This window comes from Paraburkholderia sabiae (assembly GCF_030412785.1).
GTDB lineage: Bacteria > Pseudomonadota > Gammaproteobacteria > Burkholderiales > Burkholderiaceae > Paraburkholderia > Paraburkholderia sabiae.
Map to the genome: position 1 here is coordinate 732,025 of NZ_CP125296.1, position 24,208 is coordinate 756,232.

At 62.1% G+C, this 24,208-nt stretch carries 21 protein-coding genes and 1 pseudogene; 13 read left to right on the plus strand and 9 right to left on the minus strand.

Annotation, left to right across the window (positions count from 1 at the left end):
- The first annotated feature begins 24 nt into the window (after positions 1-24).
- Both QEN71_RS33005 and QEN71_RS33010 read left to right on the plus strand, forming a co-directional pair.
- On the plus strand, positions 25-597 hold the full coding sequence (locus tag QEN71_RS33005) for a BPSL1445 family SYLF domain-containing lipoprotein (protein WP_201647341.1): 573 nt from the start codon (positions 25-27) through the stop codon (positions 595-597).
- A 15-nt stretch (positions 598-612) separates the two neighbouring features.
- Positions 613-1,116: a hypothetical protein gene (locus tag QEN71_RS33010; RefSeq protein ID WP_201647342.1), complete on the plus strand. Its 504-nt coding sequence runs from the start codon at positions 613-615 to the stop codon at positions 1,114-1,116.
- A gap of 13 nt (positions 1,117-1,129) precedes the next feature.
- Here QEN71_RS33010 and QEN71_RS33015 read toward each other — a convergent pair.
- The 3 genes and pseudogenes from QEN71_RS33015 to speC form a co-directional block, all read right to left on the minus strand.
- Positions 1,130-3,447 (minus strand): annotated as a pseudogene (locus QEN71_RS33015) (Orn/Lys/Arg family decarboxylase).
- Between the two features lie 19 nt (positions 3,448-3,466).
- Positions 3,467-5,716 (minus strand): putrescine-ornithine antiporter, encoded by a 2,250-nt coding sequence (gene potE / locus QEN71_RS33020; RefSeq protein WP_201647343.1) that lies wholly within the window; start codon positions 5,714-5,716, stop codon positions 3,467-3,469.
- A gap of 32 nt (positions 5,717-5,748) precedes the next feature.
- Positions 5,749-8,112, minus strand: a complete 2,364-nt coding sequence (gene speC, locus QEN71_RS33025; protein ID WP_201647344.1) for an ornithine decarboxylase — start codon at positions 8,110-8,112, stop codon at positions 5,749-5,751.
- A 749-nt stretch (positions 8,113-8,861) separates the two neighbouring features.
- Here speC and QEN71_RS33030 point away from each other — a divergent pair.
- The 9 genes from QEN71_RS33030 (at position 8,862) to QEN71_RS33070 (ending at position 16,448) form a co-directional block, all read left to right on the plus strand.
- Positions 8,862-9,128 (plus strand): hypothetical protein, encoded by a 267-nt coding sequence (locus QEN71_RS33030; RefSeq protein WP_201647345.1) that lies wholly within the window; start codon positions 8,862-8,864, stop codon positions 9,126-9,128.
- Positions 9,129-9,424: 296 nt separating this feature from the next.
- Positions 9,425-10,678, plus strand: coding sequence for an arginine deiminase (arcA, locus tag QEN71_RS33035; protein WP_201647346.1), 1,254 nt, complete (start codon positions 9,425-9,427; stop codon positions 10,676-10,678).
- A gap of 49 nt (positions 10,679-10,727) precedes the next feature.
- Positions 10,728-11,738, plus strand: coding sequence for an ornithine carbamoyltransferase (locus QEN71_RS33040; protein WP_201647347.1), 1,011 nt, complete (start codon positions 10,728-10,730; stop codon positions 11,736-11,738).
- Positions 11,739-11,774: 36 nt separating this feature from the next.
- Positions 11,775-12,713 (plus strand): carbamate kinase, encoded by a 939-nt coding sequence (arcC, locus tag QEN71_RS33045; protein WP_201647348.1) that lies wholly within the window; start codon positions 11,775-11,777, stop codon positions 12,711-12,713.
- A gap of 61 nt (positions 12,714-12,774) precedes the next feature.
- On the plus strand, positions 12,775-13,884 hold the full coding sequence (locus tag QEN71_RS33050) for a BamA/TamA family outer membrane protein (protein ID WP_307790034.1): 1,110 nt from the start codon (positions 12,775-12,777) through the stop codon (positions 13,882-13,884).
- A 66-nt stretch (positions 13,885-13,950) separates the two neighbouring features.
- Positions 13,951-14,757 (plus strand): MipA/OmpV family protein, encoded by an 807-nt coding sequence (locus QEN71_RS33055; RefSeq protein WP_201647350.1) that lies wholly within the window; start codon positions 13,951-13,953, stop codon positions 14,755-14,757.
- A gap of 88 nt (positions 14,758-14,845) precedes the next feature.
- Positions 14,846-15,193: an RT0821/Lpp0805 family surface protein gene (locus QEN71_RS33060; protein WP_377789798.1), complete on the plus strand. Its 348-nt coding sequence runs from the start codon at positions 14,846-14,848 to the stop codon at positions 15,191-15,193.
- Positions 15,194-15,297: 104 nt separating this feature from the next.
- A complete protein-coding gene (locus tag QEN71_RS33065; RefSeq protein WP_201647351.1) occupies positions 15,298-15,888 on the plus strand; it encodes a hypothetical protein in 591 nt (196 codons plus the stop codon).
- Positions 15,889-15,971: 83 nt separating this feature from the next.
- The gene (locus tag QEN71_RS33070) at positions 15,972-16,448 is read left to right on the plus strand and encodes a glycine zipper domain-containing protein (RefSeq protein WP_223958171.1); all 477 of its coding nucleotides are present in this window, start codon (positions 15,972-15,974) and stop codon (positions 16,446-16,448) included.
- Positions 16,449-16,511: 63 nt separating this feature from the next.
- Here QEN71_RS33070 and QEN71_RS33075 read toward each other — a convergent pair whose 3' ends face one another.
- The 3 genes from QEN71_RS33075 to QEN71_RS33085 all read right to left on the minus strand — a co-directional run bounded on the left by QEN71_RS33075 (position 16,512) and on the right by QEN71_RS33085 (position 19,679).
- Positions 16,512-17,759 (minus strand): metal-dependent hydrolase family protein, encoded by a 1,248-nt coding sequence (locus tag QEN71_RS33075; protein WP_201647352.1) that lies wholly within the window; start codon positions 17,757-17,759, stop codon positions 16,512-16,514.
- 61 nt (positions 17,760-17,820) lie between these two features.
- Positions 17,821-18,318, minus strand: a complete 498-nt coding sequence (locus QEN71_RS33080; RefSeq protein WP_201647353.1) for a GAF domain-containing protein — start codon at positions 18,316-18,318, stop codon at positions 17,821-17,823.
- A complete protein-coding gene (locus tag QEN71_RS33085; protein ID WP_201647354.1) occupies positions 18,315-19,679 on the minus strand; it encodes an MFS transporter in 1,365 nt (454 codons plus the stop codon). Before QEN71_RS33085 ends, QEN71_RS33080 begins: the two co-directional genes overlap by 4 nt.
- Before the next feature lie 171 nt (positions 19,680-19,850).
- On the opposite strand from QEN71_RS33085, the gene QEN71_RS33090 reads away from it, so the two are divergent.
- Positions 19,851-20,771, plus strand: coding sequence for a LysR family transcriptional regulator (locus tag QEN71_RS33090; protein WP_201647355.1), 921 nt, complete (start codon positions 19,851-19,853; stop codon positions 20,769-20,771).
- A gap of 30 nt (positions 20,772-20,801) precedes the next feature.
- Here the strand turns inward: QEN71_RS33090 and QEN71_RS33095 are convergent, their stop codons facing one another.
- From QEN71_RS33095 to QEN71_RS33105, 3 genes are all read right to left on the minus strand, one after another.
- The gene (locus QEN71_RS33095; RefSeq protein ID WP_201647356.1) at positions 20,802-21,431 is read right to left on the minus strand and encodes an MlaC/ttg2D family ABC transporter substrate-binding protein; all 630 of its coding nucleotides are present in this window, start codon (positions 21,429-21,431) and stop codon (positions 20,802-20,804) included.
- Positions 21,432-21,562: 131 nt separating this feature from the next.
- The gene (locus QEN71_RS33100) at positions 21,563-22,471 is read right to left on the minus strand and encodes an ATP adenylyltransferase family protein (RefSeq protein WP_201647357.1); all 909 of its coding nucleotides are present in this window, start codon (positions 22,469-22,471) and stop codon (positions 21,563-21,565) included.
- Between the two features lie 17 nt (positions 22,472-22,488).
- Entirely contained in the window at positions 22,489-22,974 is a 486-nt protein-coding gene (locus tag QEN71_RS33105) for an adenosine-specific kinase (protein ID WP_201647358.1), read from the minus strand.
- Positions 22,975-23,212: 238 nt separating this feature from the next.
- Here QEN71_RS33105 and QEN71_RS33110 point away from each other — a divergent pair, with 238 nt between their 5' ends.
- Complete coding sequence (locus tag QEN71_RS33110) at positions 23,213-24,202, plus strand: zinc-dependent alcohol dehydrogenase family protein (RefSeq protein WP_201647359.1); 990 nt, start codon at positions 23,213-23,215, stop codon at positions 24,200-24,202.
- Positions 24,203-24,208 lie beyond the last annotated feature (6 nt).

Below are 24,208 nucleotides of genomic sequence, written 5' to 3' on the forward strand. Positions count from 1 at the left end.
AGCAACAACACATTGGAGAAGACCATGCGCAGACGAAACTTCTTACGCACCGGCGCCGCTGTGCTGACCGTGGCGGGACTCCCCACGGCGATGCAAGCCGCCGTCGCGGCCGAATCGAATGCAGCAAAGCGGCAGGAAATCGATGCCAAGGTGCACGGCACAATCGCGCGGCTCTACGAGACGGTCAAGGGTTCGAAGGAACTCGTGTCCAAGGCGAACGGCGTGCTCGTGTTTCCGTCGGTAATCAAGGTCGGCTTCATTGCGGGCGGCGAGTACGGCGAAGGCGCGTTGCACGTCGGCGGGAAGTCGGTGGGCTATTACAGCACGGTGTCGGGATCGTTCGGCTTGCAGGCGGGCGCGCAGTCGAAGGCCATCATTTTCCTCTTCATGACGCACGACGCGCTGAACAGCTTCCGCAATTCCAAAGGCTGGTCGGTGGGCGGCGAAGGATCGGTTGCGCTGCTGAAGGTCGGCGCGAACGGCGAGATCGATACGGCGACGGCCACTGCGCCCATCGAAGCGATCGTGCTGACCAATGCGGGCCTGATGGGCGACGTGTCGCTTTCGGGCACCAAGGTGTCGCGCCTGAAGATCTGAAGGCAGGATCAGCTCATGATGAACGGGATCACGTTCGTGATGCTGTGTGCGGCGGCGTCGTTGCTCGTGGCGTGTGCCCAACCGCATCAACAGATCGAGGCGGGCGCCGATCAGTCGACGGTGATCGCGCGCCTCGGTCCGCCGAAGGAAACCTATGAACTGCCGAACGGCGGCAAGCGGCTCATGTGGCCGACGCAGCCGATGGGCACGACCACCACGGCCGCGGATATCGATGCATCGGGCAAGGTGGTGAGCGTTCGTCAGGTGTTGCAGGACAACGAGTTCTATCGCGCCGAGGTCAACAAGTGGACGCGCAACGATGTGCTCATCAACTTCGGCAGACCGTTCGAAACGTCGTATTTCAAGCTGATGAAACGCGAAGTCTGGTCGTACCGCTATCTGGAGAACAACGTCGACTACATGATCTTCCACTTCTATTTCGACGATCAGGGCGTCTTGCGGACGACCCAGAAACAGCCCGATCCGATGCGCGATCCGACCCGGCGCGGCAGGTTCTAGTCGGCTTGCGGCGCTAGCGTTTCCGGATGCACGCGATGCGATACACGCCGTCTTCCACTTCGACACCGTGCGTATCGTGTGTGAAGCCGGGGAAACGCAGGTCGAACTGTTCGAGCGCTTTCAGATAGCCGAGCAAGGGGCCGTCGGCGGGACCGGCGTTCTCGCCCGGCATCAGCAGCGGAATGCCGGGCGGATACGGCACGACTGCGTTCGCCACTGTGCGGCCTTCCATCTGCGACAGATCCAGCGTCTCCACTTCGTTGTGAACCAGCAGTTCGAACGCTTCCTGCGGGCTGTAGTCGGGATGAGGCAGCGTCGAGAAACCGCGCGACATCATCTCTGTCGTCTGCAGATCGTTCATCGCGCGGAACATCAGATCGCAGAGATCGCGCAGGCCGAGACGGCCGTATCGTTCCGGCCAGGTCGCGGGCAGTTTCGGCAACGCCTGTTCGAGGGGTAGATTGGCGTCGTAGTCCCGCTTGAAGTCGAGCAGCGTGTTGACGAGCGTGCCCCATTTGCCCTTCGTGATGCCGATGGAGAAGAGCAGCAGGATCGTGAAATCGGTGGTCTTTTCGACGACGATGCCATGCCGGTCGAGATACGCCGTCACGACGCACGCCGGAATGCCGACGGACAACAGCCCGCCTTGCGGCGCGACGCCCGGCGTCAGGATCGACACCTTGATCGGATCGAGCATGCAGTAGCCATCCTCGATCGCGCCGAAGCCGTGCCATGAGTCATTCGAATGCAAGACCCAGCACGACGGATCGGTGGCGAGCAGTTCTTCATCCGCTTCATGGAAGGACGTGCGCCGTCCCGTGTGTCGATTGACCACGACCTCGGGTTGCCAGCCGTCGAAGAACCAGTCGCTTTGCTCATCGAACTGCGCGTGCAGCCTGCCGAGCATCTGCCGGAACGCGACCGCCTCGCGGATCGCATCGCCTGTGAGCGCTTCGCCGCCGGGACCGTCCATCATCGCCGCGCTGACATCGTTCGACGCGATGATCGCGTATTGCGGCGAGGTCGACGCGTGCATCATGTACGCCTCGTTGAAGCGCGCATGTTCGATCGGGTTGCGGCCATCGCGGATATGAATGAACGACGCCTGCGACAGCGCCGCGAGCAGCTTGTGCGTGGAGTGCGTGGCGAACACGGTCGGCTTCGTTGCATCGTGGTCGGCGGGGTCGCCGTGCATCGCGAAACGGTCCCTGTACAGCGGATTGAAACGCGCGTAGCCATACCAGGCTTCGTCGAAATGCAGCCGGTCGACGCTTTCGCCCAGCAGTTCTTCGAGTCGCGTCACGTTGTAGCACAAGCCGTCGTAAGTCGAATTCGTCACGAGCGCGTGAACGGGTGTGGGCTCCACGCCGTCGCGGTTTCTCACCAGCGGGTTCTGCTCGATCAGCAGACGGATCGCCGCCGCCGTGAGCCGCTCGGGCATGATCGGCCCGATGATGCCCGAGCGGCTCACGGCGGCGGCACCAGATACGTGGGTATTGCGCCCGACATCGTCATCGCATGTTCCGACGACTTGTGGCAGTTGCGGTCGCACAACGCGATCTGGTTGCGTGTCACGCTTGCCATCAGGATCACGCGGTTCGACATCGACGAGCCATTCGTCACGTGGTACGTGCGATGCGAGCCGAACACGCGCGCGGCATAGCGTTCGCTCTCGCCGATCGGTCCGCTATGGTCGAGCAGCGAGCCGAGTTCGCCGACGGAAATGGAGAGATCCGAGCGGAACAACTGTTCGCCGAAGAATTCGAAGAACGCCTGGCCGACGGACGACTTCATGAAGGCCGTGCCGCCCGTATGCCCCGGCGTATGCCACGAATACTCGAACACTTTCGAAAAGCGCGCGAGTGCGCCGAACATCGGCGGCAACACGGACTCGCGATAGCGCTCGATTGCCGCGATGATCCGTCCGGCGATAAACGACGTCGTGTCTTCCAGCATCCAGATGAAGTCGTCGGCCTTCTGCATCGCGTCGACGGGAACCGTCGCGGCGCTCGTGCGGCTCGCGAGCAGAAAGACGGGCACGGTCGCGCTGCGCACCCGCTGTGCGTCGAGCACGCTTTGCGCCCGCTGATGCGTTTCGTCGTCTTCGAGTTCCCAGCTGAGCAGCAGACACTGGATCAGCGGATCGGAGCGGATCACGGAGACCGCATCGTCGGCCGAGGCAGCCGTCACGACGCGCACGTGCCGCTCTTTCAGTTCGGCGGCGAGCGACTGCGCGGCGCGCCCGCTTGCCGTGCGGGCGTCGAACTCGTGATGCACCAGCAGCGCTTTCATGCCGAGGCGGCGATAGACGGATTCGGTCGCGGAAGACATGTGGTGTTCCCCTTGGTGCCTACTCGGGCACAACGGCCATCCGATAGAAATTCTTCGTGTCTTCGTCGGGCTCGCCGAACCATTTCACGTACATCCCGCGATACGCGCCCGACAGATACATCTTGCTCAGCGCCTGATCGACGAACAGCCGCATGTCCTCGTCGTCGCGCGAGACGCCGAGCGACACGGGCACGATGGTGAAGCGGCGCTGCAGCACCAGCAGGTTGTCTGAAGCCGTACTGCGCTTGACGGCGTCCTGCAGGATCTGCCGCTCGGCGAAGAACACATTGGTTTTCCGGTCGAGCACCAGCCGCACGCCTTCTTCATAGCTCGACACACTGACGATATGTGCCGTCAGCTTGAACTCGCTGACGCGGTCGTTGAGCCAGCGTTCCGTGGGCGAGCCCTTCACGGCGGAAAACGTCTGCGCATTCAGCAGTTGCGCAGGCGATGCGCGCCAGATCGGGCCGTGCGGCTGGATGTCGCCGCTCAGCAGTTCCTTGAGACCGCGCGTTGCGTCCGTGCGCAGCAGCGCGCCGACGCCGCCCGGATAGACGGGCACCGAATAGCTGATGAACTTGCGGCCCGTGAGCGTTTCGGGGTCGCCGCACAAAACATCGATCCGGTGATCCTGCAGCGCGCGGTAGCGCTCGTCGGCGGAAACGAGCGTCCAGTTCACCTTCAGCGCGGGAAGGCCGAGTCCGCTTTGGGTCTGATCCGCGACGCCCTGGCAAAGACCGGCGAGATAGCCGACGACGCGGCCCGCATTGTCGCGATAGATGAACGGGCTCGCCGCGTCGACGTAGCCGACGTTGATCTGGCCGCTCTGCTTGATCCGCGCCAGCGCGCCCGACAGCGCGCTACTGGTTCCCGCCGCGTGCGCCGGGCGCGGCGCCGGTGCACAGATCACCACGAAGGCGATGATGCTGGCCGCCGCGATCGCCGGCTTGCGCGCCTTGAGGCCCAGCAGCGACAGACGCGGCGCGATGAAGCCATAGATCACGTAGCCGATCGCCATCACGAGCATGCCGCCCAGCACGGCATCCTTGCCCGAGGCGTAGAGCGCGTAGATCGAATACACCATCGCGATCACGGCGACGATGCCGTTGCGCCGGTAGACGGCGGGTTCCGTGCCCGCGTCGCGCATCATCACGAACAGCGCAGACAGCGACACGATATACGGCAGCACGTTCGTGACCACGGCGAGATTGACGAGCGCCGCGAATTGCTCGGCGAGATTCGGCGAGATCGTCGACAGCGCCATCAGCGACTGCACGACGCCCATGATGATCATGCCCGGGATCGGCGCGCCGTTATGGCTCGCCTTGCTGAAAACCGACGGGAACATGTTGCTGTCGGCAGCGTCCTTGGCGGTCTGAGCCAGCGTGAACTGCCAGCCGAGCAGCGAGCCGACGCACGCCATCGCCGCGAGCGCCATCACGATCGAGCCGATCACGGGGCTGAACATATGCGCGAACGCGAGACCGAACGGTCCCGTCGATTTGGCGAGATCCGCGTTCGGGACGATGCCCTGGATCGCCGTCGTCGACAGCACGTAGATGACGGCCGCGCCGAGCGTGCCGAACAGGCATGCGAGCGGCACGTCGCGCTTCGGGTTTTCGACGGCCGACGAGTTCTGCACCGCCGATTCCATTCCGAGGAACGCCCACAGCGTCAGCGCGATGCTGGAGCCCATGCCGTCGATCAGCCGCAGTCCCTGCGGATTCCACGCGGCGGCGAAGAGGTCGGGCTTGAACCAGAACCATCCCGCGATCGACATGAAGCCGACGGGCAGAATCACGCCCCACACCGTGACCGAACCAATGCGCCCCGTCAGCTTCGGCCCGCCGAAGTTCGCGGCCGTGGTGATCCACAGCAGCACGATGACACCGACGCAGGTCGCCACGGGCGACGAGGTCAACACGGGGAAAAACGCGGCCAGATAGCCGAGCGCCGAACTCGCGACGGCGACGTTGGCGATCGCCAGCGAGAGAAAGTACAGGAAGAACACCTGGAAGTAGCCGGGCTTGCCATACGCGTCTTCGGCATACGCGGCCATGCCGCCCGCGCGCTGATTCAATATCCCGGCCTGCGCGAAGCCGTAGGCAATCGCCATCGAGCCCAGCGCCGTCACCACCCACGACAGCAGCGAGATCGCGCCTACTTTGGCCATATTGGTCGGCAGCATGATGATGCCCGAGCCCATCATGTTCACGGTAACGATGAACGTCAGTTGCACGACGTTCATTTTTTTCGGTTGATCAGCCATGACGCAACTCCTTGGTGGCTTTGCCTTGTCGCTTATTCACTGACCACGTAGGTATAAAAACGGATGCGACCGTCTTCGCGTTCCTGGAATACGCCCTGGACTTCGTAATTGAAGCCGGGGAAGCGATTGAACGATTCCTGGAACGCCATGAAGTAATCCAGCATCGGTTGGGCACGGTCATCCCAACGTTCACCGGGCAGCACCACGCCGATGCCGGGCGGATAGATCAGCGCCAGCGTGGCGGAGATGCGGTTTCTGGCCTGATCGAGCGGCACGTAGTCGACGCGGTTCGCGACGAGCGCCTCGTAGGCGTCTTCCGGCGACATCGCGAGTTCGGGGAAACTCGATGCGCGGAAGCACAGCTTCTGGAGATTCTTGACGTTGGCGTCGCGATAGAACGTGTGCATCTCGTTGCATACCTGACGCAGCGTGTAGCCTTCGTAGCGCGCGCCATGCGCCGCGCACAGCGACGGCAGCACTTCGGCCAGTGCGGCATCGCGGTCCCACAGGTTCTTGAACTTGACGAAGCGTGCGATCAGCGTGTTCAGCTTGCTTTCGTCTTCGGCGGGCGTCATCAGAAAGAGCAGGCTGTTCAGGTCGCACTTCTCGGGAACGATGCCTTCTTCGCGCAGATAGTTCGCCACGACCGTCGCGGGCACGCCGAAGTCGAGATATTCGCCCGTCTTGCGGTCGATGCCGGGCGTCAGCAGATTCAGCTTGTTCGGATCGGCCATCACGTAGCCGTCGGCGTAACCCGTATAGCCGTGCCACGTCGCTTCAGGACGGAATTCCCAGCATTGCTGCTCGCGCTTGATGACGTCCGTCGGAATGTCTTCCCACGCGACGTTCGACGCGTCGCCCATGAAATTCGAGTGATAAATATCGACGAAGTCGGGCACGAAGGGATCGAAGAACCATTGCTCCTGCGCGTTCCTGCCCGTCATCTCGAAGTGGCGCGCGAACTGGCGGAATTTCTTGCGCGCCTCGATGCCAAGCTCGATGCAGCCGTCCCACAGCATTTCGCCCGCTTTGCCTTCATGCACTTTCGCGTTGACGTCGAGCGACGCGAACAGCGGATAGAAGGGCGACGTGCTTGCGTGAATCAGGAACGACTCGTTGAAACGCTTGTGCTCGATATAACGCTGCTGTCCGCGAATGTGATCGTCTCGCTTGTGTATCTGCGATGCCTGTGAAAAACCGGCACCCTGCTTATGAACGGACTGCGTCGAGAAGAGTCCCGGCATGTCGGGCGTCAAGTCCTTCAGACGCATCGGACTGTGATCGTCGAACAGCGGATGGAACGCGTTGTATCCGATCCACGCTTCGTCCCACAGCACGTAGTCGCACAGATGGCCGATCCGCTCGAGCACCTTGCGGACGTTGTAGATCGTGCCGTCGTAGGTTGCGAGCTGAATGCAGGCGAGCCGGAACGGCCGCACGGCACTCGCGCGTTCACGGTCTTTCACGAGCGGGCTGTTGCGGATCTGCTCGCGCAGATAGTCTTCGTTCCAGGCCTGCCAGTCGACCGCGCCAATCATGCCGAACGCGTTGCGCGAAGTCGGCAGAAAAATGGGAATCGCGCCCGCTTGCACCAGCGCGCCCTGATGCAGCGATTTGTGATTGTTGCGGTCGAACAGCACGAGATCGCCGCGTTTGAGCACGGCACCCGTCACGATCTTGTTGGACGTGCTGGTGCCGTTGAGCACGAAATAGGTCTGATCCGCGCCGAACACTTCGGCGGCGTGGCGTTGCGCGTCGGCGGCGGCGCCTTCGTGAATCAGCAGATCGCCGAGATCGACGTCGGCGTTGCACAGATCGTTGCGGAAAATGCTTTCGCCGAAGTGCTTGAAGAAAATCTGTCCAGCCGGCGACTTCCGATAAAACTGCCCACCCTGATGGCCGGGGCAATCGAACGCGATATTGGCTTCCGCGTCGTACGCGACGAGTCCACCGAAGAACGGCGGCAGCAGGCTCAAGCCGTATTTGACGAGGCTTCCCATCACCTGCTTCGCGTAATACGCGGGCGTTTGCTGGCCGAGATAGATATAGCCGTCGACTTCACCCAGTCCGCTCGTCACAGAAAGATCCGACAGATGGTGCGAGTTCGCCAGCGCCCAGAGCGGCGTACGGAAACCGAGCGCCCGCACAGCCGTGGCGAGCTTGCGCGCAGGCTCGAGGCAGGCACCGTCGATCAGGACGATATAGGCGCCGACATCGGCGTCTTCATTGACGTCGCGCGTGAAGCTGTCGGTGACTTCGACGTGGAAATGCTCGGCGGTGATCTCGTCCAGCAACTCGGCGGTCTGTGCGTTGTCGCGGTCCACGATCGCGACGACCTTCAATAGCTTGTGGAAGGCAATCGGGACGGTGGGCGCCTTGATGGATCGAGGGACCATAGTCACTCCTTCTTCGCAGGCTGGCGGGACCGTTTGCGCCGATGCAGCGGCGAGCCGGCCGCCGCCGGATCGCGCGCACGGGTTCGTCAGCCGGCTGCGTTCAGCGTTGCGAGTAAGTTCTTGTTACGGTCGATCAGGAAGCGGAAGGTGAACCACACGTATTGGGTCTACCTGTTGCGCGCTACCTCGAGAATGCGATGCGAGAGCCGGACTGCGATGCCGGGCTCGCGGTCTCCACGTTTTAATTGGCGTTCGGCAATGGGACGCGTCGATACATGGGTTGCGGGTGCTACGTATATAGTTGGCAAGCTTTTCGCACAATGCAAGTTTTTTACAAGTTTGCTAATTCGGAGTGTGATGGCTGTATTTTTTATAAGGCGCTTAACGAGGATGGCATTTAAATAGAATCAAGCCGGATTCCGATTCGCGTTATTGGACGGATGCACATATTGCTTTCATCTGCATGAACGTCGAATGGCGGCGCTTTCGAGAAACATTCTTATAAATGACAAAGTGGTGAGTGTCGAAAGGGCGACAGTTGCTTGCGACACTGCCAACTGTCATATATAACAGCCCACAGACCTGGATGTACTCGGTCTGATTTCATGTATTCCATCACCGAACGACAGCGCTTGCGGCGTCGCGCGCGCCATTGCGCATACGCGTTCACACCTATCCCTCCACATTCGTGCAGCACTCAGTTTGTGTGACGGCGAGTTCCCGGACGTGGAGATCATCGGGAGAAGACCATGAGGTTCATCAGACTTATGCTGTCCGCTGTTGCAATCGCATTTGCCCTGAATGCGTGGGCGCAGAACGATGCAGCGTCGGCACCTGCCGCGAATGCGGGCAGTAACGATGCGATCGTGAAAATGCGCCAGCAGGAAGCTGCCGCGAATCGGGCTTATGACAAGAAGGTCGCGGCTGCAAAGAAGGTCTATGACCATAAGAAAGCGGAAGCGAAGAAGGAACGCGATGCGGCCATCGCTGCGGCCCGGTATGGAAGTACCCAGTGATTGACTGGTGTATTACCGATTTGCTGCTTTGTCATTCTTTTTTTTGAAAAATTAGAATGGATATTTTCATATTTCATCGCACCGTCATCGCAGCGTGATTCATACTCTCATGCCGTTGATTTGGAATCTTGAACAAAATGGATTCATCAACCAGAATGATCTGCAGATGGCGTGCCGGGCCAAAAAATGGCAATGGCGAGAATAAGAGAAGTAGGTAAAAACGCTTAATCTCGGCCAACGCAAAAACTCATTTTTAACGGACTCCTGACACTTTTATTTGAACACGGGAGAACGAGATGAATGCCGATATCGCCCGACTCGGAGCGTACTCCGAGGTCGGCAAGCTGCGCATGGTCATGGTGTCGTCGCCAGGACTTGCCCATCAGCGCCTGACGCCCAGCAACTGCGACGAACTGTTGTTCGACGACGTGATCTGGGTGAGTCAGGCCAAGCGCGATCACTTCGATTTCGTCACGAAGATGCGCGAGCGCGGCGTGGAAGTGCTGGACGTCCACAACCTGCTGACGCAGACGCTGGACATTCCCGAAGCGCGCAAATGGATACTCGACAGACGAATCAGCGACGATAGCGTCGGCGTCGGCCTGAGCGGCGAAGTGCGCGCGTGGATGAACGAGCTGGATTCGCGCCGGCTCGCTGAGTTTTTGATCGGCGGCCTGTCGCTCGACGATATTCCCGCCAGCGACGCGCCCGTCGTCAAGCTGTTTCGCGAGTATCTGGATTACTCCAGCTTCCTGCTCGCGCCATTGCCGAACATGGTGTTTACGCGCGACACCACCTGCTGGATCTACGGCGGCGTGACGCTGAATCCGATGTACTGGCCCGCGCGGCGTCAGGAGACGCTGCTCGAAACGGCGATCTACAGGTTTCATCCGACCTTCGCCAGCGCGAACTTCGAAATCTGGTGGGGCGACCCCGACACCGATCACGGCGCTTCGACGCTCGAAGGCGGAGATGTGATGCCGATCGGTAAAGGCATCGTATTGATCGGCATGGGCGAGCGCACGTCGCGGCAGGCGATCGGCCAGATCGCACGCGCGCTGTTCGAGAAAGGCGCGGCTGATCAGGTGCTGGTCGCCGGTATGCCGAAGTCGCGCGCGGCGATGCACCTCGACACCGTGTTCAGCTTCTGCGATCGCGATCTCGTGACGGTGTTTCCGGACGTAGTCGCGCAGATCGTCACGTTCACGATCCGGCCAGACGAAAGAGCCTCGTACGGCATGAGCATCCAGCGTGAAGACAAGCCTTTCATTCAGGCGGTCGGCGATGCGCTGGGCCTGAAAGAACTGCGCGTCGTCGAAACGGGCGGCAACCGGTTTGCGGCCGAGCGCGAGCAGTGGGATGACGGCAACAACATGGTGTGCGTTGAACCAGGCGTCGTGATCGGCTACGACCGCAACACGTTCACCAACACGCTGCTGCGCAAGGCAGGAATCGAGGTGATTACGATCGCGGCCAGCGAGCTGGGGCGCGGGCGCGGCGGAGGACATTGCATGACCTGTCCGATCGCGCGCGACCCTGTCGATTACTGAGCAGGCCTGCCGCGCCGACGGCACGTCTGCCCGACAAAGGAGACAACTGATGGCCTTCAATCTGCGAAACCGTAATCTGCTGAGTCTGATGCATCACAGCGGGCGCGAGCTGCGCTACCTGCTGGACCTGTCGCGCGATCTCAAGCGCGCCAAATACGCAGGCACGGAACAGCAGCATTTGCTGCGCAAGAACATCGCACTGATCTTCGAAAAGACGTCAACGCGCACGCGCTGCGCATTCGAAGTCGCCGCACACGATCAGGGCGCGCATGTCACGTATATCGACCCGACCTCGTCGCAGATCGGGCACAAGGAGAGCATGAAGGACACGGCACGCGTGCTGGGCCGCATGTTCGATGCGATCGAATATCGCGGCTACAGCCAGGAAGTCGTCGAAGAACTCGCGCACTATGCGTCCGTGCCTATCTTCAACGGCCTGACCGACGAATACCATCCGACGCAGATGCTCGCCGACGTGCTGACGATGCGCGAGTACGCCGACAAGCCGCTTCACGACATCAGCTACGCGTATCTCGGCGATGCACGCAACAACATGGGCAACTCGCTTCTGCTTATCGGCGCGAAGCTGGGCATGGACGTGCGCATCGGGGCACCGAAATCGTTGTGGCCGAACGAAGGGCATCTCGACGCCTGCCGGCAGTTCGCCAAAGAAAGCGGCGCGCGCATGCTGCTCACGGAAGATCCGCGAGAAGCGGTGAAGGCGGTCGATTTCATTCACACCGACGTGTGGGTGTCGATGGGCGAACCCGTCGAAGCGTGGGACGAAAGAATCAAGGTCTTGCTGCCGTATCAGGTGAACCGCACGCTGATCGAATCGACGGGCAATCCGCGAACGCGCTTCATGCACTGCCTGCCTGCATTCCACAACTGCGAGACCAAGGTCGGCCAGCAGATCGCGGAGCGCTATCCGAATCTGGCGAACGGCATCGAGGTCACGGACGACGTGTTCGAGTCCGACTACAACATTGCGTTCGAGCAGGCCGAAAACCGGATGCACACGATCAAGGCCATTCTCGTATCGACCCTGGCGGATATCTGAGCGCGCAGGCGGCGCGATCAGCAGGAGGGAAACATCATGCGCATCGTCATTGCACTCGGCGGCAATGCGCTGCTGCAGCGCGGGCAACCGATGACAGAAAACCAGCAGCGCGAGAACGTTCGTGTGGCCGCCGCGCAAATCGCCAGGGTGGCGGCCGGCAACGAACTGGTCATCGCGCATGGCAACGGGCCGCAGGTGGGGCTGCTCGCGCTGCAAAGCGCCGCCTACACGGAAGTCGCGCCGTATCCGCTCGACGTGCTCGGTGCGCAGACGGAAGGCATGATCGGTTATCTGATCGAGCAGGAACTGGGGAATCTGCTGCCGTTCGAAGTGCCGTTCGCGACCATCCTGACCCAGGTTGAAGTCGATCTCGCCGATCCAGCGTTCAGTCACCCGACCAAACCGATCGGCCCGGTTTACACGAAAGAGGAAGCGCTGCGGCTGGCGCAGGAAAACGGCTGGAGCATCGCGGAAGACGGTGACAAGTACCGACGGGTGGTCGCCAGTCCTCGGCCGCAGCGGATCTTCGAAATTCGGCCCGTGAAGTGGCTGCTGGAGCGGGGAACCGTGGTCATCTGCGCGGGCGGCGGCGGCATTCCGACGTGTTACGACGAGAACCGCAAGCTGCGCGGCGTCGAAGCCGTGATAGACAAGGATCTGTGCTCCGCGCTGCTGGCGCAGGAACTGGACGCGGATCTGCTCGTCATCGCGACGGATGTGAACGCGGCCTACGTCGACTGGGGTAAGCCGACGCAGAAAGCCATCGCGAGCGGCCATCCCGACGAGCTGGAAAAACTCGGTTTCGCGGCGGGATCGATGGGGCCGAAGGTGCAGGCCGCCGTCGAGTTCGCCCGGAAGACGGGTAAGGACGCCGTGATCGGCGCGCTGCCCGATATCGAGGCGATCACGCAGGGGACGGCGGGGACGCGGGTCAGCGTGCGCGACCCCGGCGTCGGGTTCTATTCGCTTGCGTAGGCCGTGCCGTTTCGCTTCGATGTGCCAGGCGCATGCGCTGCTTGCGGGCCTGAGTTTCGCCGTGACGTCCTTCGTGACGGCGATCTCGCCCGACGCTTGCGCCAGCGATCAAGCGCTCAGTTTCTCGGACCCTGAAGACGGGCAACTGGACATGAGTGATTTCCTGCTCGAACACAAAGGCGCGCTGCCCGTGCCCGTCGTGATCACGGAACCGGCTGTCGGCTACGGACTTGGACTCGGCCTGCTGTTCTTTTCCGGACCTGCCGGCGATCAGCCGGACGCGGCGGGCGACCATTCGGGCAACCGGGTTCCACCGAACGTGACGGCATTGGGCGGCCTGTACACCACAAACGGCACATGGGCGGGTGCCGCCGCGCACTTTCACACGTGGGACAACGACCGCTTTCGCTATCTGGGCGCGCTCGCGAAGGTCGATGCGCACCTGGATTACTTCGGCGTCTCCAGCCAGCCGCGCGCCTATACGCTGCAGGGAGCGGGCCTGCTCCAGCAACTGCTGATGCGGATCGGCGACAGCCGCTGGTATGCCGGTCTGCGCTACGTGTACTTCGACTCGACGTCGTCGTTCACGGCGGGCGAGGTGCCGGGCGAATTGCCGGGCTTCCAGAAGGATCAGCGCATCGGCTCGATGAGCGTCGTCGTCGACTACGATTCGCGCGACAACATCTTCTTTCCGGGCAAAGGGAGCTTCGCCGAAATGGAAGCACAACTGGCGAGGACAGCCTTCGGCGGCACGCAGGACTATGACGTCTTCGCCGCGCGTGGCTATACGTGGCTTCCCCTGACGCACGCGCTGATACTCGGGCTGCGACTCGACGGCAAGTTCTCGAGCGGCGACATTCCGTTCTACGCACAACCCTACGTCGACTTGCGCGGTGTGGAGAAGGGACGCTACCAGGACCGCAACGCGGTGGCGGCGGAAATCGAATTGCGCTGGGATCTGACGCCGCGCTGGTCGGTGCTCGGCTTTACAGGAGCAGGCAAGGCGTACGGCCGATGGCACAGCTTCTCCGATGCACAGAACGTCCAGAGTGTGGGCGCAGGGTTTCGCTACCTGATCGCGCGCAAGCTGGGCCTCGCCGTCGGGCTGGACGTCGCGCATAGCCGGGATCAGAACGCGTTCTATATTCAGGTCGGCAGCGCATGGCGATAGGGCGCCGTGACGCGCGACGCAACTGCCGGATTGCCGGATAGCGTAGCAATCGACGCGAGGAGTTCAATGGTCAAGCGGTCGAGGCTTATCGCCGGATTGGGCGCGGCTGCCGTCCTGCACGGCGCCGTTGCGAGTCCCGTCGACCTGTCGAATGCGTTGCCGAACTTCTTTGGCGGCGGAGTCGGCTCGACCACGGAGTATGCGGGCGGGAAAGATCGCATCGTTGGAGCGGTTCCGGGCATGCGCTATGTGACGAGCGGCGGCCATCTGTTCGAATGGTATGGCACATACGCGCAATACAACTTCGGCAGCCTGACGGGCTTCCAGTGGGGGCCCGCGCTCGCGCTGCGGCTTGGAAGGCGCGATGTCGACGACGCCGTGATCGCTCAGGTACATACCGTCGATACGACGCTGGAAGGCGGCGGATTCGTAGGCTATGAATATAGCCATGTCGGCGATTTTCCGTTCCGTTTGCGCGGCGAGGTCACGGTCGTCACGAATGCGGGTGTCGTCTATTCGGGCGCGCGTGTTTCGCTCAACACGAGCGCATGGTTTCCCGTGCACGCGCGCGTGTTCGTCGGCGGCGGACTGGGGGCGACGTGGGTTAGCGGCGGCTTCAATGAAACGTATTACGGCATAACCGCGCAGGACGCCGCGAAGAGCGGACTTCCCGTCTATACGCCGGGCGGCGGTCTGAATCAGGTCACGAGCTGGATCGCCGCTATCTACCAGATCAGTCCGAGCTGGTATGCGGGTGCGATGGTCTATTACCAGCGTCTGATGGACGACGCGGCCAACAGTCCTGTCGTCACGCAGCGGGGCACACGGAATCAGATCACCTATGGCGTGGGTATCGCCTACGCGTTTCGCTGAGCATCTGTCGGGTCATCAGGAGAAGATTGTCATGTCAAATCGGAAGTCGAAAAATGGTCTGCTGACACGTTGCGTACGCGTGGCGTCGATGATATTGCTGTTAACAGACATGAGCGCCGCCGAGGCGACCAACCTCAACTTTCTCAACGACACGCCGATGTCCTATATCAAGAAGTCCGATATGGACTCGATCAAGGTTGCACTCACGGACGTGCTCAACACGAAGAAAGACGGCGAGACTACGCAATGGACAAACGAAGGGACAGGCAACGGCGTAAAAATCGACGCTGCGATAACGCCCGAGAGCACCAGCCAGCAAGGCGGCAAGACATGTCGTCTCGTCGCGGTCGTGCTGTCGGCAAAAGGACAGTCGATGAATCTTCACCCGAAATTCTGCGGAACGGGGCGAACCGACTGGGCCTTGCAAAAGCGTTGACGCTCCGCTCGCGCGCCGCCACGGTCTTAAGCTTCCCTGAAGGTGCCGTGACCTACACTCATATTCCCTCGCGATGCGTTGTCGGAAGTTAATACAGTAACCGCATGGAAAAGAGTGCATTCGATCTCGGTCTGATTGCTGCAGAAAATGGCAGCGACGAAGCGATTAATCCATTTCCTGTCAGCAGTGCGGAATGGCGAGACTGGTATGACGGCTTCAGGTGTGTCTGCCACGCCGACGTGCAGGCGCGGCGCGATCTGAAGCGCTTTTATCTGACGCCGCCCGTCGCGGTCTTCACGTGCGCATTGGCGGCATTGATCGATATCGTTTTCATGAATGAACGGCTGGGGCTTGCGGGCCTTTTTCCGCAAGATCTGATGCCGTGGTGCTGCGCGATCTCGGCGGTGCTGATAGCGTCCACGATCGCGCTCGCGGCGAGGCTTCGCGTGTGGATCGACGTGTTCTATATCGCCGCGATGCTCGCGCCGATACCCGTGGTGCCGTGGTTCGATGCGTCCGCGATCCGGCATGAATGGTTTAGATATGTCATAGCGTGTGCGTTCATTCTTGCGCCATTGATCGCCTGTCTCATGCTGGCGGGCGATGTGAAGGGCAGGTATCGCGCATCGGCGACGAAGGCCGCACGCCAGGCGCGCACGTTCAGACATGATTTGCAGCGCCAGGGATTCGAATGATCGAAGCCCGTGAAAGATTACTAACACCTGTACGGCTCAGCGAATAGACTGAGAAAGAGATCGCGACCACGAAGGGGGTTCTCATGAACGTACTCAGCAAGCGTCGGATGTCGGTCATCGGTGCTGTTGCACTGCTATGTTGTCAGGCCGTTGCGGAGGCGCAGCCCGTCGCGTATCCGGCTAAAGGACAAAGCGCGCAGAAGCAGCAACAGGATCAAAGCGCATGTGCATCGTGGGCCAAGCAGCAAACGGGCGTCGATCCCGCTGCTGTCGCAGCAACGCCGCCTCCGCCATCGGGCCCCGCTGTGGGCGGCGGCGAACGGGTCGGCGGCGCGGCACGCGGGGCGGCGGGCGGCGCAGTGATCGGTGCGATTGCAGGCGATGCAGGCAAGGGCGCGGCCATCGGCGCCGCGGCGGGAACGATGGGCGGCGGCATGCGCGCCCGTCAGAACAAGCGCGAACAGCAGGCCAATGCGCAAGCCCAGAAACAGAATGCGATGGGCGCATTCGATCAGGCTTACTCAGCCTGTATGAGCGGCCGGGGATATACGTTGCATTGAGTGTCGGCAAGCGGATCGCGCGTCGAATCAAACCTCATTCGTGGCGCGCGATCCGCACGCCGTTCAACGCGGCAATTCGTCGAACTCGATCGCACCGCCTTTCATCACGAGGGGGATGCGTTCGCCTTGCCCGAGCAGGCAGGAGATATCGCGCAACGGGTCGCCGTCCACGACGATCATGTCGGCCCATGCGCCCGCCGCAATGCGGCCGAGCTTGTCCAGCAGGCCAAGCACTTCGGCGGCCGTCGTCGTCGCGCACGCGAGTGTCGCGGCATTGCCGAGTATTTCTGCGCGGATACGGAATTCGTCGCTCTGAAGACGCTGCGACGGTCCGAGCAGATCCGAACCGAAACCCATCTTCACGCCCGCGTCGCGATAGATTTCCAGCGAGCGCAACCCGGCTTCGCGCACATCTTCGATCTTCGCCACGCTTTCTTCGCCGAGCCCGTATTGCGCGCCTTCCGAGGCCAGCGCTTCGTACGTGACGAGCGTCGGCACGACATAAGCGCCCATCTCCGCCATCAGTTTTGCTGTGGAGGCATCGACGAGATTGCCGTGCTCGATCGTGCGCACGCCCCAGCGCACGACGCGCGCAATCGCCTCGGCTGTGTACGCGTGCGCCATCACATAGGTATGACGTGCGCGCGCTTCTTCGACGATCGCCCGCACTTCGTCTTCCGCATAGCCGAATGCACCGACGGGATCCGTCGGCGAAGCGACGCCGCCCGATGCCATGATCTTCAGATGATCGGCGCCCATCTGTAATTCTTCGCGCGCCGCGCGGCGCACTTCATCGACGCCGTCGGCAACACGCGCCAGTGCGCCGACGCGCACGCAGCAACCGCAAGGCGCGCTGTCGCCGAGATAATCGGAACGCGCGCGCATGTCGCCATGGCCGCCCGTCTGACTGAGCGCGCGGCCCGCGACGAAGAGGCGCGGTCCCACGGCGAGCCCGCTTTCCACGGCCTGTTTGTGCGGATAGCCTGCGCCGCCCGCATCGCGCACGGTCGTGAAGCCGCGTCGCAGCATCGACCGCATGATGGGCACGGAGCGCAGCGTGACGAGCACGTTCGGCATGTGCACCTGCTGCGACAGGTTCAACTGCACCGCGACGACGTGCACATGCAGATCGATCAGGCCCGGCATCAACGTCTTGCCGCGTAGGTCGATCTGGCGCGCAGCCGCGCTTTTCAGCGGCTTGTCGGACACTTCCTTGACGAGGCCGTTTTCGACGAGCACGTGATGCGCTTCCCGCACTTCACCACGCTCGACATCGAGCACGCCTGCGTTCGTGAACAGAATGCTTTCCACTCGTATCCCCTCCGGTTCGGTCGATGTTTCGATACTGCCGTCTGCCGCCCGTTTACACGTTTCAGTCGCAGTCGAGCAAGGCGGGCAACGCAAACTGTGCAAGCGATTGCGCGAGCGGTACATGATCGTCGCGATACCACGCACGCGTATGCAGCAGATTGAGCGACGCGAGCGTGCGTCCTTTCCAGCGCACGGGCACGTTCAGCACGCTTTCGCATCCGAGCGACGCGATCAGTTCATGATCGGCGAACACCGCGCGCAGATCGTCGGGCGTTTTACCGATGAACGCTTCGCCGCGCGTCAGCACCGTCTCGACCCAATCGCCGCCCGACAGCGGCTTGCTCGTCGAAGTCGGATACGCAGCGGGCATGTTGCTATAGATGCGCGCCGATTCGTGCGTCGTATCGTCGTAACGCAGAATCGTGAAGAGCGTATGCCCGATCGTATCGGCAAGAACGGTATCGAGCGCGCGATAAAGCGTGGCGGGCTGCGTTTCATGCGCGTGTGCCTGAGCCAGCTTCAAGAACGGCTGGAGAGAAGGTTCGAAAGTCGCATTCATGCCGCTTCTCCCGCCGCAATATCTTCGAGCGAGCGGCCGCGCGTCGGCACGCCCATCACAACGACCGCGATTGCGCCGAGCAGCAGCACGACGGTCGTCACGCCGAACACGCCCGCGAAGCCGAAGCGCGGATACAGATAGCCGACGAGAATCGGCGATACGATCGCGCCGATGCGGCCGATTGCCGAAGCCGTGCCCGCGCCCGTCGTGCGCACGGCGGTGGGAAACACTTCGGCCGTGTACGCATAGACGCCCGCATAGGTGCCGTTCATGAAGAACGACAGGCCGATGCCCGCCGCCATGATCTCGCCGTTGGTGCTCGCGAACGCCATCCCGAGCGCGCATGCGCAGCCGAACAGCATGTATGTGGCAATCGTCGCCTGTCGTCCGATGCGCTCGTTGAACCACGACGCGCTGAAGTAACCCGGCACCTGCGCGACATACATCGCGACGGAATACCCGAAGCTGCGCGTAATGCTCATGCCGTGCTGCACGAGCAGGCCGGGAATCCACGTGAAGAACGCGTAGTAGCTGAACGTGATCGACAGCCACATCAGCCATGTCATCGTCGTGATGCGTGCCTGGCGGCGCGCCCACAGTGCGCGGAAGTTCGACGTGAGCGTGCCCGTCGGCAGCGCCGGCTCGCCACGCGGGCCGCCGCTCTCGGGTTCGGGCAGTGTAATGCCGCGCGCCGCGAAGCTCGCCTCGATTCCGTCGAGCACGCGCTTCGCTTCATCCGTACGTCCACGGCTTTCCAGCCAGCGCGGTGACTCGGGCAACGAACGGCGCCACCACAGCAACATCAGGATCGGCACGGCGGTGATCAGCAACACGACGCGCCAGCCGTAGGGGAACGCGGGCACGATGAAATAACCGAGCAGCGCGGCCGCCACGAAACCGAACGAGAAGAAGCCGGCCAGTGCGCCCGTGAAGATGCCGCGATAGCGTTTCGCGACGAACTCGGCGAGGTAGGGCGCGATGATGGCGCTCTCCGCGCCCGTTCCCATTCCCGCGACGATGCGGGCGGCGAGGAAGGTCGGCCACGAATCCGTCATCGCGCTGACGACGGACGCGACGCAGTAGATCAGCAGCGCCGACATCATCACCTTGCGACGACCGATCAGATCGCCGAGCGTGCCCGCGAGCAGCGCGCCGAAGAAGAAGCCGATGAAGTTGCCGCTGCCGAGCACGCCCGTCTGCACACTGGACAAGCCCCAGTCGTTGCGCAGCACGGGCAGAACGAAGGCGACGGCGGCGGCGTCCATCGCATCGAACGCGTAGCCGAGTCCGCCCATCAGCAGCAGGTGTCCATGGAAGCGTCCAAACGGAAGGCGCTCGATACGTGCAGAAACGTTTGACACAGTGCGCTCCTTGAGTCCTCACAAACCCGGTATGACGGCGTGGCTTCGCGAGCTTGTCTGCATGCCGCGAGCCTGATCTGAGGCCGATTCGTGAGCCGATTCTATGGCTTGTCGAACGTCATAAATATTTATATTCTTGATTCAGTACATTGACACCATGAATGATCGCCCATGAGCTTCCGTTCGCTCGATCTGAACCTGCTGAAGGTCTTCGAAGCCTTGATGACGGAAGGCGCCGTCACGCGGGCCGCCACCAAGCTGTCGCTGACGCAGCCCGCCGTCAGCAATGCGCTGAGCCGCCTGCGCGAGGCTTTCGACGATCCGCTGTTCATCCGCAATGGCGCCGGCGTCGCGCCGACGCAGCGGGCGATGGCGCTATGGGGGCCCGTCGGCGATTCGTTGAGCCGCATTCGCGCGGCGCTCGACGAAGAGACGTTTTCGCCCGGCAATGCCGAGGTGAGTTTCAGCCTGTCGATGTCGGACTACGTGGCGGGCATCGTGATGCCGCGCCTGATCGAACGGTTCAGCGCGGACGCACCGCGCCTGCAGTGGCATACGGTGCCGAACATCCTGCTCGATGTGCCGGAGTTGCTCGAAGGCAATCGTGTCGATTGCGTGATCGGCGTCTATGTGAACGAGACGCTGCCGCCCGCGCACATCCGTTCGCGCTCGCTGTGGACCGTCGATTACGCGTGCCTGATGCGGCGCGGTCATCCGCTGGCGGCGCCGGGACGCCTGACGACGCGGCGCTTTCTGAATGCGCGTCACGTCGATATCAGTCTTGCCGGGCAGACCGCGCCGTCATTCGACAGCTTTCTTGCTTCGCGTGGAATGAAGCGCAACCTGGTCGCGACGGTCAATCACTACACGGTCGCGTGCGAGATCGTCCGTGCAAGCGACCTGATCGCCGTGCTGCCGCGCGACCTGTGCGAACGCGGCGGCATGGACGGCGAACTCGTGAGCGTGCGCGCGCCGCTCGAAGCCCCCGATCGCGTGATCAGCCTGTTCTGGCATCAGCGCAACGAGACGGTTCCCGCGCATCGCTGGTTACGCGATCAACTGGTCGATATGTTCGCGTCGCCGAAGTTGTGATCAGCCGCGCGCGTGAACCCACACGACGCGTTACTGCTTGCCCGACGCGAGCTGCTGATTGCGGTCGGTCAGAAACTTCAGCAATCCATCGACGCCGCTTTGCTGGATCGTCTCGCCGAACTGCTGACGATACGTCTGCACCAGCCACGCGCCCATCACGTTGAGGTCGTAGACGCGCCAGCCTTGCGGCGTCTTGCGCAGACGGTAGTCGATTTCGACGGGCTGGGCATTCGTGAGAGCAATCGTGCGCACGACGGCGTCCGTATCCGATGACGAGACGCGCATCGGCGGATATTCCATTTTCTGATCGGGCTTGAGCTGCGCGAGCGCGCCCGAATACAGGTGAATCAGCAGCATCTTGAACTGTTGCACGAGTTCCTTCTGCTGCTCCGGCGTGGCCGTGCGCCAGTAACGCGCCAAGGCAAGCTGCGTCGTGTGCTCGAAGTCGATATACGGGAGGATGTCGCGATTCACGATATCCATGATGCGCGGGATATCCGACGGGTCGATTGCGCGCGTGTGAACCTCGTCGAGCACCTGCTGCGTCACGGTCTTGACCAGCAGCTGCGGATCGGAACTGTCGACGCTCTGCGCCGATGCCGTACCGCCGAACGCAAGCATCGTGAGGAACAGGACGGCGGCGAGAAATCGCGATCTCATGTGGGCGATAGTCATGATTGAATGCGGGATGGAACGATGGCCGCGAAGGGGTTTCACGGCGGTGACAGCCATTGTAGGGGCGTTGCGCGAAATCGGCAGCGGGGGTGGCAAACGGCCCGATGCGCAAACCGCTAAGGCAGCGCGACGCGTTGCAGCACGTTCATCGGACCCAGCCGCTCGATCAGTTCGAGATGCGCCGCGTCGCGCACGAACAGCGAACCCGCGAACCCCAGCGCATTCACGGACACGCCTTCCACGCGCTCCGTCGAACGCGGGACGAGCAGCATCCAGCGTCGCGTGACGAGCAGGTTGTATGGCGTCGCGTGACACGGCTCGCCTCCGGTTGCGACTGTGCCGACGCCCGCCGCTTCCAGTAGCGCACGGTAGGACGCAAACGCGATTTGAGCGGCCGCGTCGGGCGCAACATCGTCGAGCGCGACGCGCGCAAACGCATGACGAAACGGCAAGCCCGGCACGCGAGCCGTCGGACCTTCGGCAACGGCCTGCGCGAGCAGCGGCGCGACGGGCACGGGCGGCTCGCTATCGCCGAGCGGCAACGGCACGATCTGCAGATGCTTGTGCGGCTGGCTCGCGCCCGCTTCGGGACCGGCGTTGTAGAACCCGATGCCGTCGAATCCCGCCATGCAGCGCATCAGCGCTTCGAAATCCGCAAGCGTCAGCAGCGCGTCCTGTCGTTGAAAATCGCGCGTGACGATCAGCAGATGATGATCGATGACGTTGAACTTGTTGAGCAACGCGAGATGCGTAGCCGAGATATCGGCGACGAAGAGGTCGGGTTCGTACGGAAGAAACGGATTGACGGGCACCTGCTTTTCGGCCTGAAGCTTGCGCGCCTGCAGACGCTGCTGTTCCTTGCGCGTGAGGCTCGACACCTGCCGCACGATGAAACGCACGCCGTCGCTTTCGATGACGTCCTGCACGGTGTCGATCGGTTGCAGCGCGCCGCACTGTAGAGCGTGCGCCGTTTGCCTTTCGATGGCGGGCCACAGCTCGGCGGGATCGAAGTGTGGGGGTTCCATGAATCGACGTGGCGGCATCAGAGTTTGTAGCCGATCGTGCGCAACAGATCCTTGCGCCATTGCACGTCTTCGGCGCCCTCCACACCGAGCGGCGAAAATCCGTCGATCACGCCGACGATGCCGCGTCCCTGATCCGTTTCGGCCACCAGTACTTCGACGGGATTCGCCGTCGCGCAGAAAAGGCGACAGACCTCGGGCACGGCTTTCAGCACATTCAGCACGTTGACGGGAAAAAAGCCGTCGCCGAGGAACACGAAGAAGCTGTGGCCCGCCGCGACGTTCAGGGCGTTCTGGCTTGCCATGTCGATCAATGCTTCGTCGGTGCCCGAGCGCCGCACGAGCCGCTTGCCCGACGCCTCGCAGAACGCGAGGCCGAACTTGATGCCGGGCACGGTGCCGACGAGCGCCTCGTGAATATCCTCGACGGATTTGATGAAGTGAGATTGCCCGAGGATGAAGTTGGTCGTTTCGGGCTTGACGACGGTGACAGCGGACAGTTGCATGGCGGGCCTCGCTCCGTAGCGGCAAAAAACGCCGGTGAACATGCACGAATGCGTACGAATGGCGGGTGTCGTGACTCCCGGAAGATTTAAGAAAAGACCCGTTCGCCAGCCGCTCGTTCCAATTTTCCTCTAGCGTAGACGCAAGCGTGATCGAGCGAAAGCGCAGGGTGGCAGACGGCCTGCTCAAAGTAGAGGAGTGTGCGACCATGGGCCGGTTGTGACATGAAGGAGACGACCCATGTCCCGAGTCATCCGTTTTCATCGCATCGGCGGTCCCGAAGTGCTGCAGATCGAGGACATCGATGTGCCCGCGCCCGGCGCGCACGAAGTGCAGATCGACGTCAAGGCAATCGGCATCAATCGCGCCGAAGTCATGTATCGAACGGGCGAATACACGATCGTCCCGAACTTTCCCGCGATACTCGGCTACGAAGCGTCGGGTATCGTCGCGGCAGTGGGCAGCGGCGTGAAGGATGTTGCGGTCGGCGATGCGGTAAGCGTCGTGCCCGCATTCTCGTTCGCGGATTACGGCATGTATGGCGAACGCGTGAATGCGCCCGCTCATGCTGTGGTGAAGAATCCGCCGTCGTTATCCTTCGAGGACGCTGCCGCGACGTGGATGATGTTCACCACGGCTTACGGCGCGCTGATCGAAATCGGCCGCTTGCAGGCGGGCGAAACGGTGCTGATCGGCGCGGCGTCGAGCAGCGTCGGACTTGCGGCGATCCAGATCGCGAACATGGTCGGGGCCGTTCCCGTCGCGTTGACACGCAGCGACAAAAAGCGCGATGCGCTTCTGGCGGCAGGCGCCGCGCATGTCATTGCCGGCGACGGTTCGGACCTGCCGCAGCAGGTGACGGCGCTGACGCAAGGGCGGGGCGCGCGAATCGCCTTCGATCCCGTCGGCGGCCCGGCGGCCGCGTATCAGCTGAAGGCGCTGTGCGCGAACGGCATTTTCTTCCAGTACGGCGCGCTCGATACGCGGGACATTCCTGTGCCCGTGATGGATCTGCTGTCGAAGGATTTGACGGTGCGCGGCTATCGGCTGTTCGAAATTACCGGCGATGCGCAGAAACTGGCGCATGCGAAACGGTTCATCACGGATGGCCTGGCGTCGGGCGCGCTGAAGCCTTCCATCGACCGCATTTTCGGCTTCACGGAAATGGCCGACGCGCATCGTTACATGGAAGCGGGCGCGCAGGTCGGGAAGATCGTCGTGAAGGTATGAAACATT

Excerpts from the sequence above, each read along its gene's own strand:
- QEN71_RS33005 (WP_201647341.1), top strand. The coding sequence starts at position 25 with ATGCGCAGACGAAACTTCTTACGCACCGGCGCCGCTGTGCTGACCGTG.
- QEN71_RS33010 (WP_201647342.1), top strand. The coding sequence starts at position 613 with ATGATGAACGGGATCACGTTCGTGATGCTGTGTGCGGCGGCGTCGTTG.
- potE (WP_201647343.1), bottom strand. The coding sequence starts at position 5,716 with ATGGCTGATCAACCGAAAAAAATGAACGTCGTGCAACTGACGTTCATC.
- speC (WP_201647344.1), bottom strand. The coding sequence starts at position 8,112 with ATGGTCCCTCGATCCATCAAGGCGCCCACCGTCCCGATTGCCTTCCAC.
- QEN71_RS33030 (WP_201647345.1), top strand. The coding sequence starts at position 8,862 with ATGAGGTTCATCAGACTTATGCTGTCCGCTGTTGCAATCGCATTTGCC.
- arcA (WP_201647346.1), top strand. The coding sequence starts at position 9,425 with ATGAATGCCGATATCGCCCGACTCGGAGCGTACTCCGAGGTCGGCAAG.
- QEN71_RS33040 (WP_201647347.1), top strand. The coding sequence starts at position 10,728 with ATGGCCTTCAATCTGCGAAACCGTAATCTGCTGAGTCTGATGCATCAC.
- arcC (WP_201647348.1), top strand. The coding sequence starts at position 11,775 with ATGCGCATCGTCATTGCACTCGGCGGCAATGCGCTGCTGCAGCGCGGG.
- QEN71_RS33055 (WP_201647350.1), top strand. The coding sequence starts at position 13,951 with ATGGTCAAGCGGTCGAGGCTTATCGCCGGATTGGGCGCGGCTGCCGTC.
- QEN71_RS33060 (WP_377789798.1), top strand. The coding sequence starts at position 14,846 with ATGATATTGCTGTTAACAGACATGAGCGCCGCCGAGGCGACCAACCTC.
- QEN71_RS33065 (WP_201647351.1), top strand. The coding sequence starts at position 15,298 with ATGGAAAAGAGTGCATTCGATCTCGGTCTGATTGCTGCAGAAAATGGC.
- QEN71_RS33070 (WP_223958171.1), top strand. The coding sequence starts at position 15,972 with ATGAACGTACTCAGCAAGCGTCGGATGTCGGTCATCGGTGCTGTTGCA.
- QEN71_RS33080 (WP_201647353.1), bottom strand. The coding sequence starts at position 18,318 with ATGAATGCGACTTTCGAACCTTCTCTCCAGCCGTTCTTGAAGCTGGCT.
- QEN71_RS33090 (WP_201647355.1), top strand. The coding sequence starts at position 19,851 with ATGAGCTTCCGTTCGCTCGATCTGAACCTGCTGAAGGTCTTCGAAGCC.
- QEN71_RS33095 (WP_201647356.1), bottom strand. The coding sequence starts at position 21,431 with ATGAGATCGCGATTTCTCGCCGCCGTCCTGTTCCTCACGATGCTTGCG.
- QEN71_RS33100 (WP_201647357.1), bottom strand. The coding sequence starts at position 22,471 with ATGGAACCCCCACACTTCGATCCCGCCGAGCTGTGGCCCGCCATCGAA.
- QEN71_RS33105 (WP_201647358.1), bottom strand. The coding sequence starts at position 22,974 with ATGCAACTGTCCGCTGTCACCGTCGTCAAGCCCGAAACGACCAACTTC.
- QEN71_RS33110 (WP_201647359.1), top strand. The coding sequence starts at position 23,213 with ATGTCCCGAGTCATCCGTTTTCATCGCATCGGCGGTCCCGAAGTGCTG.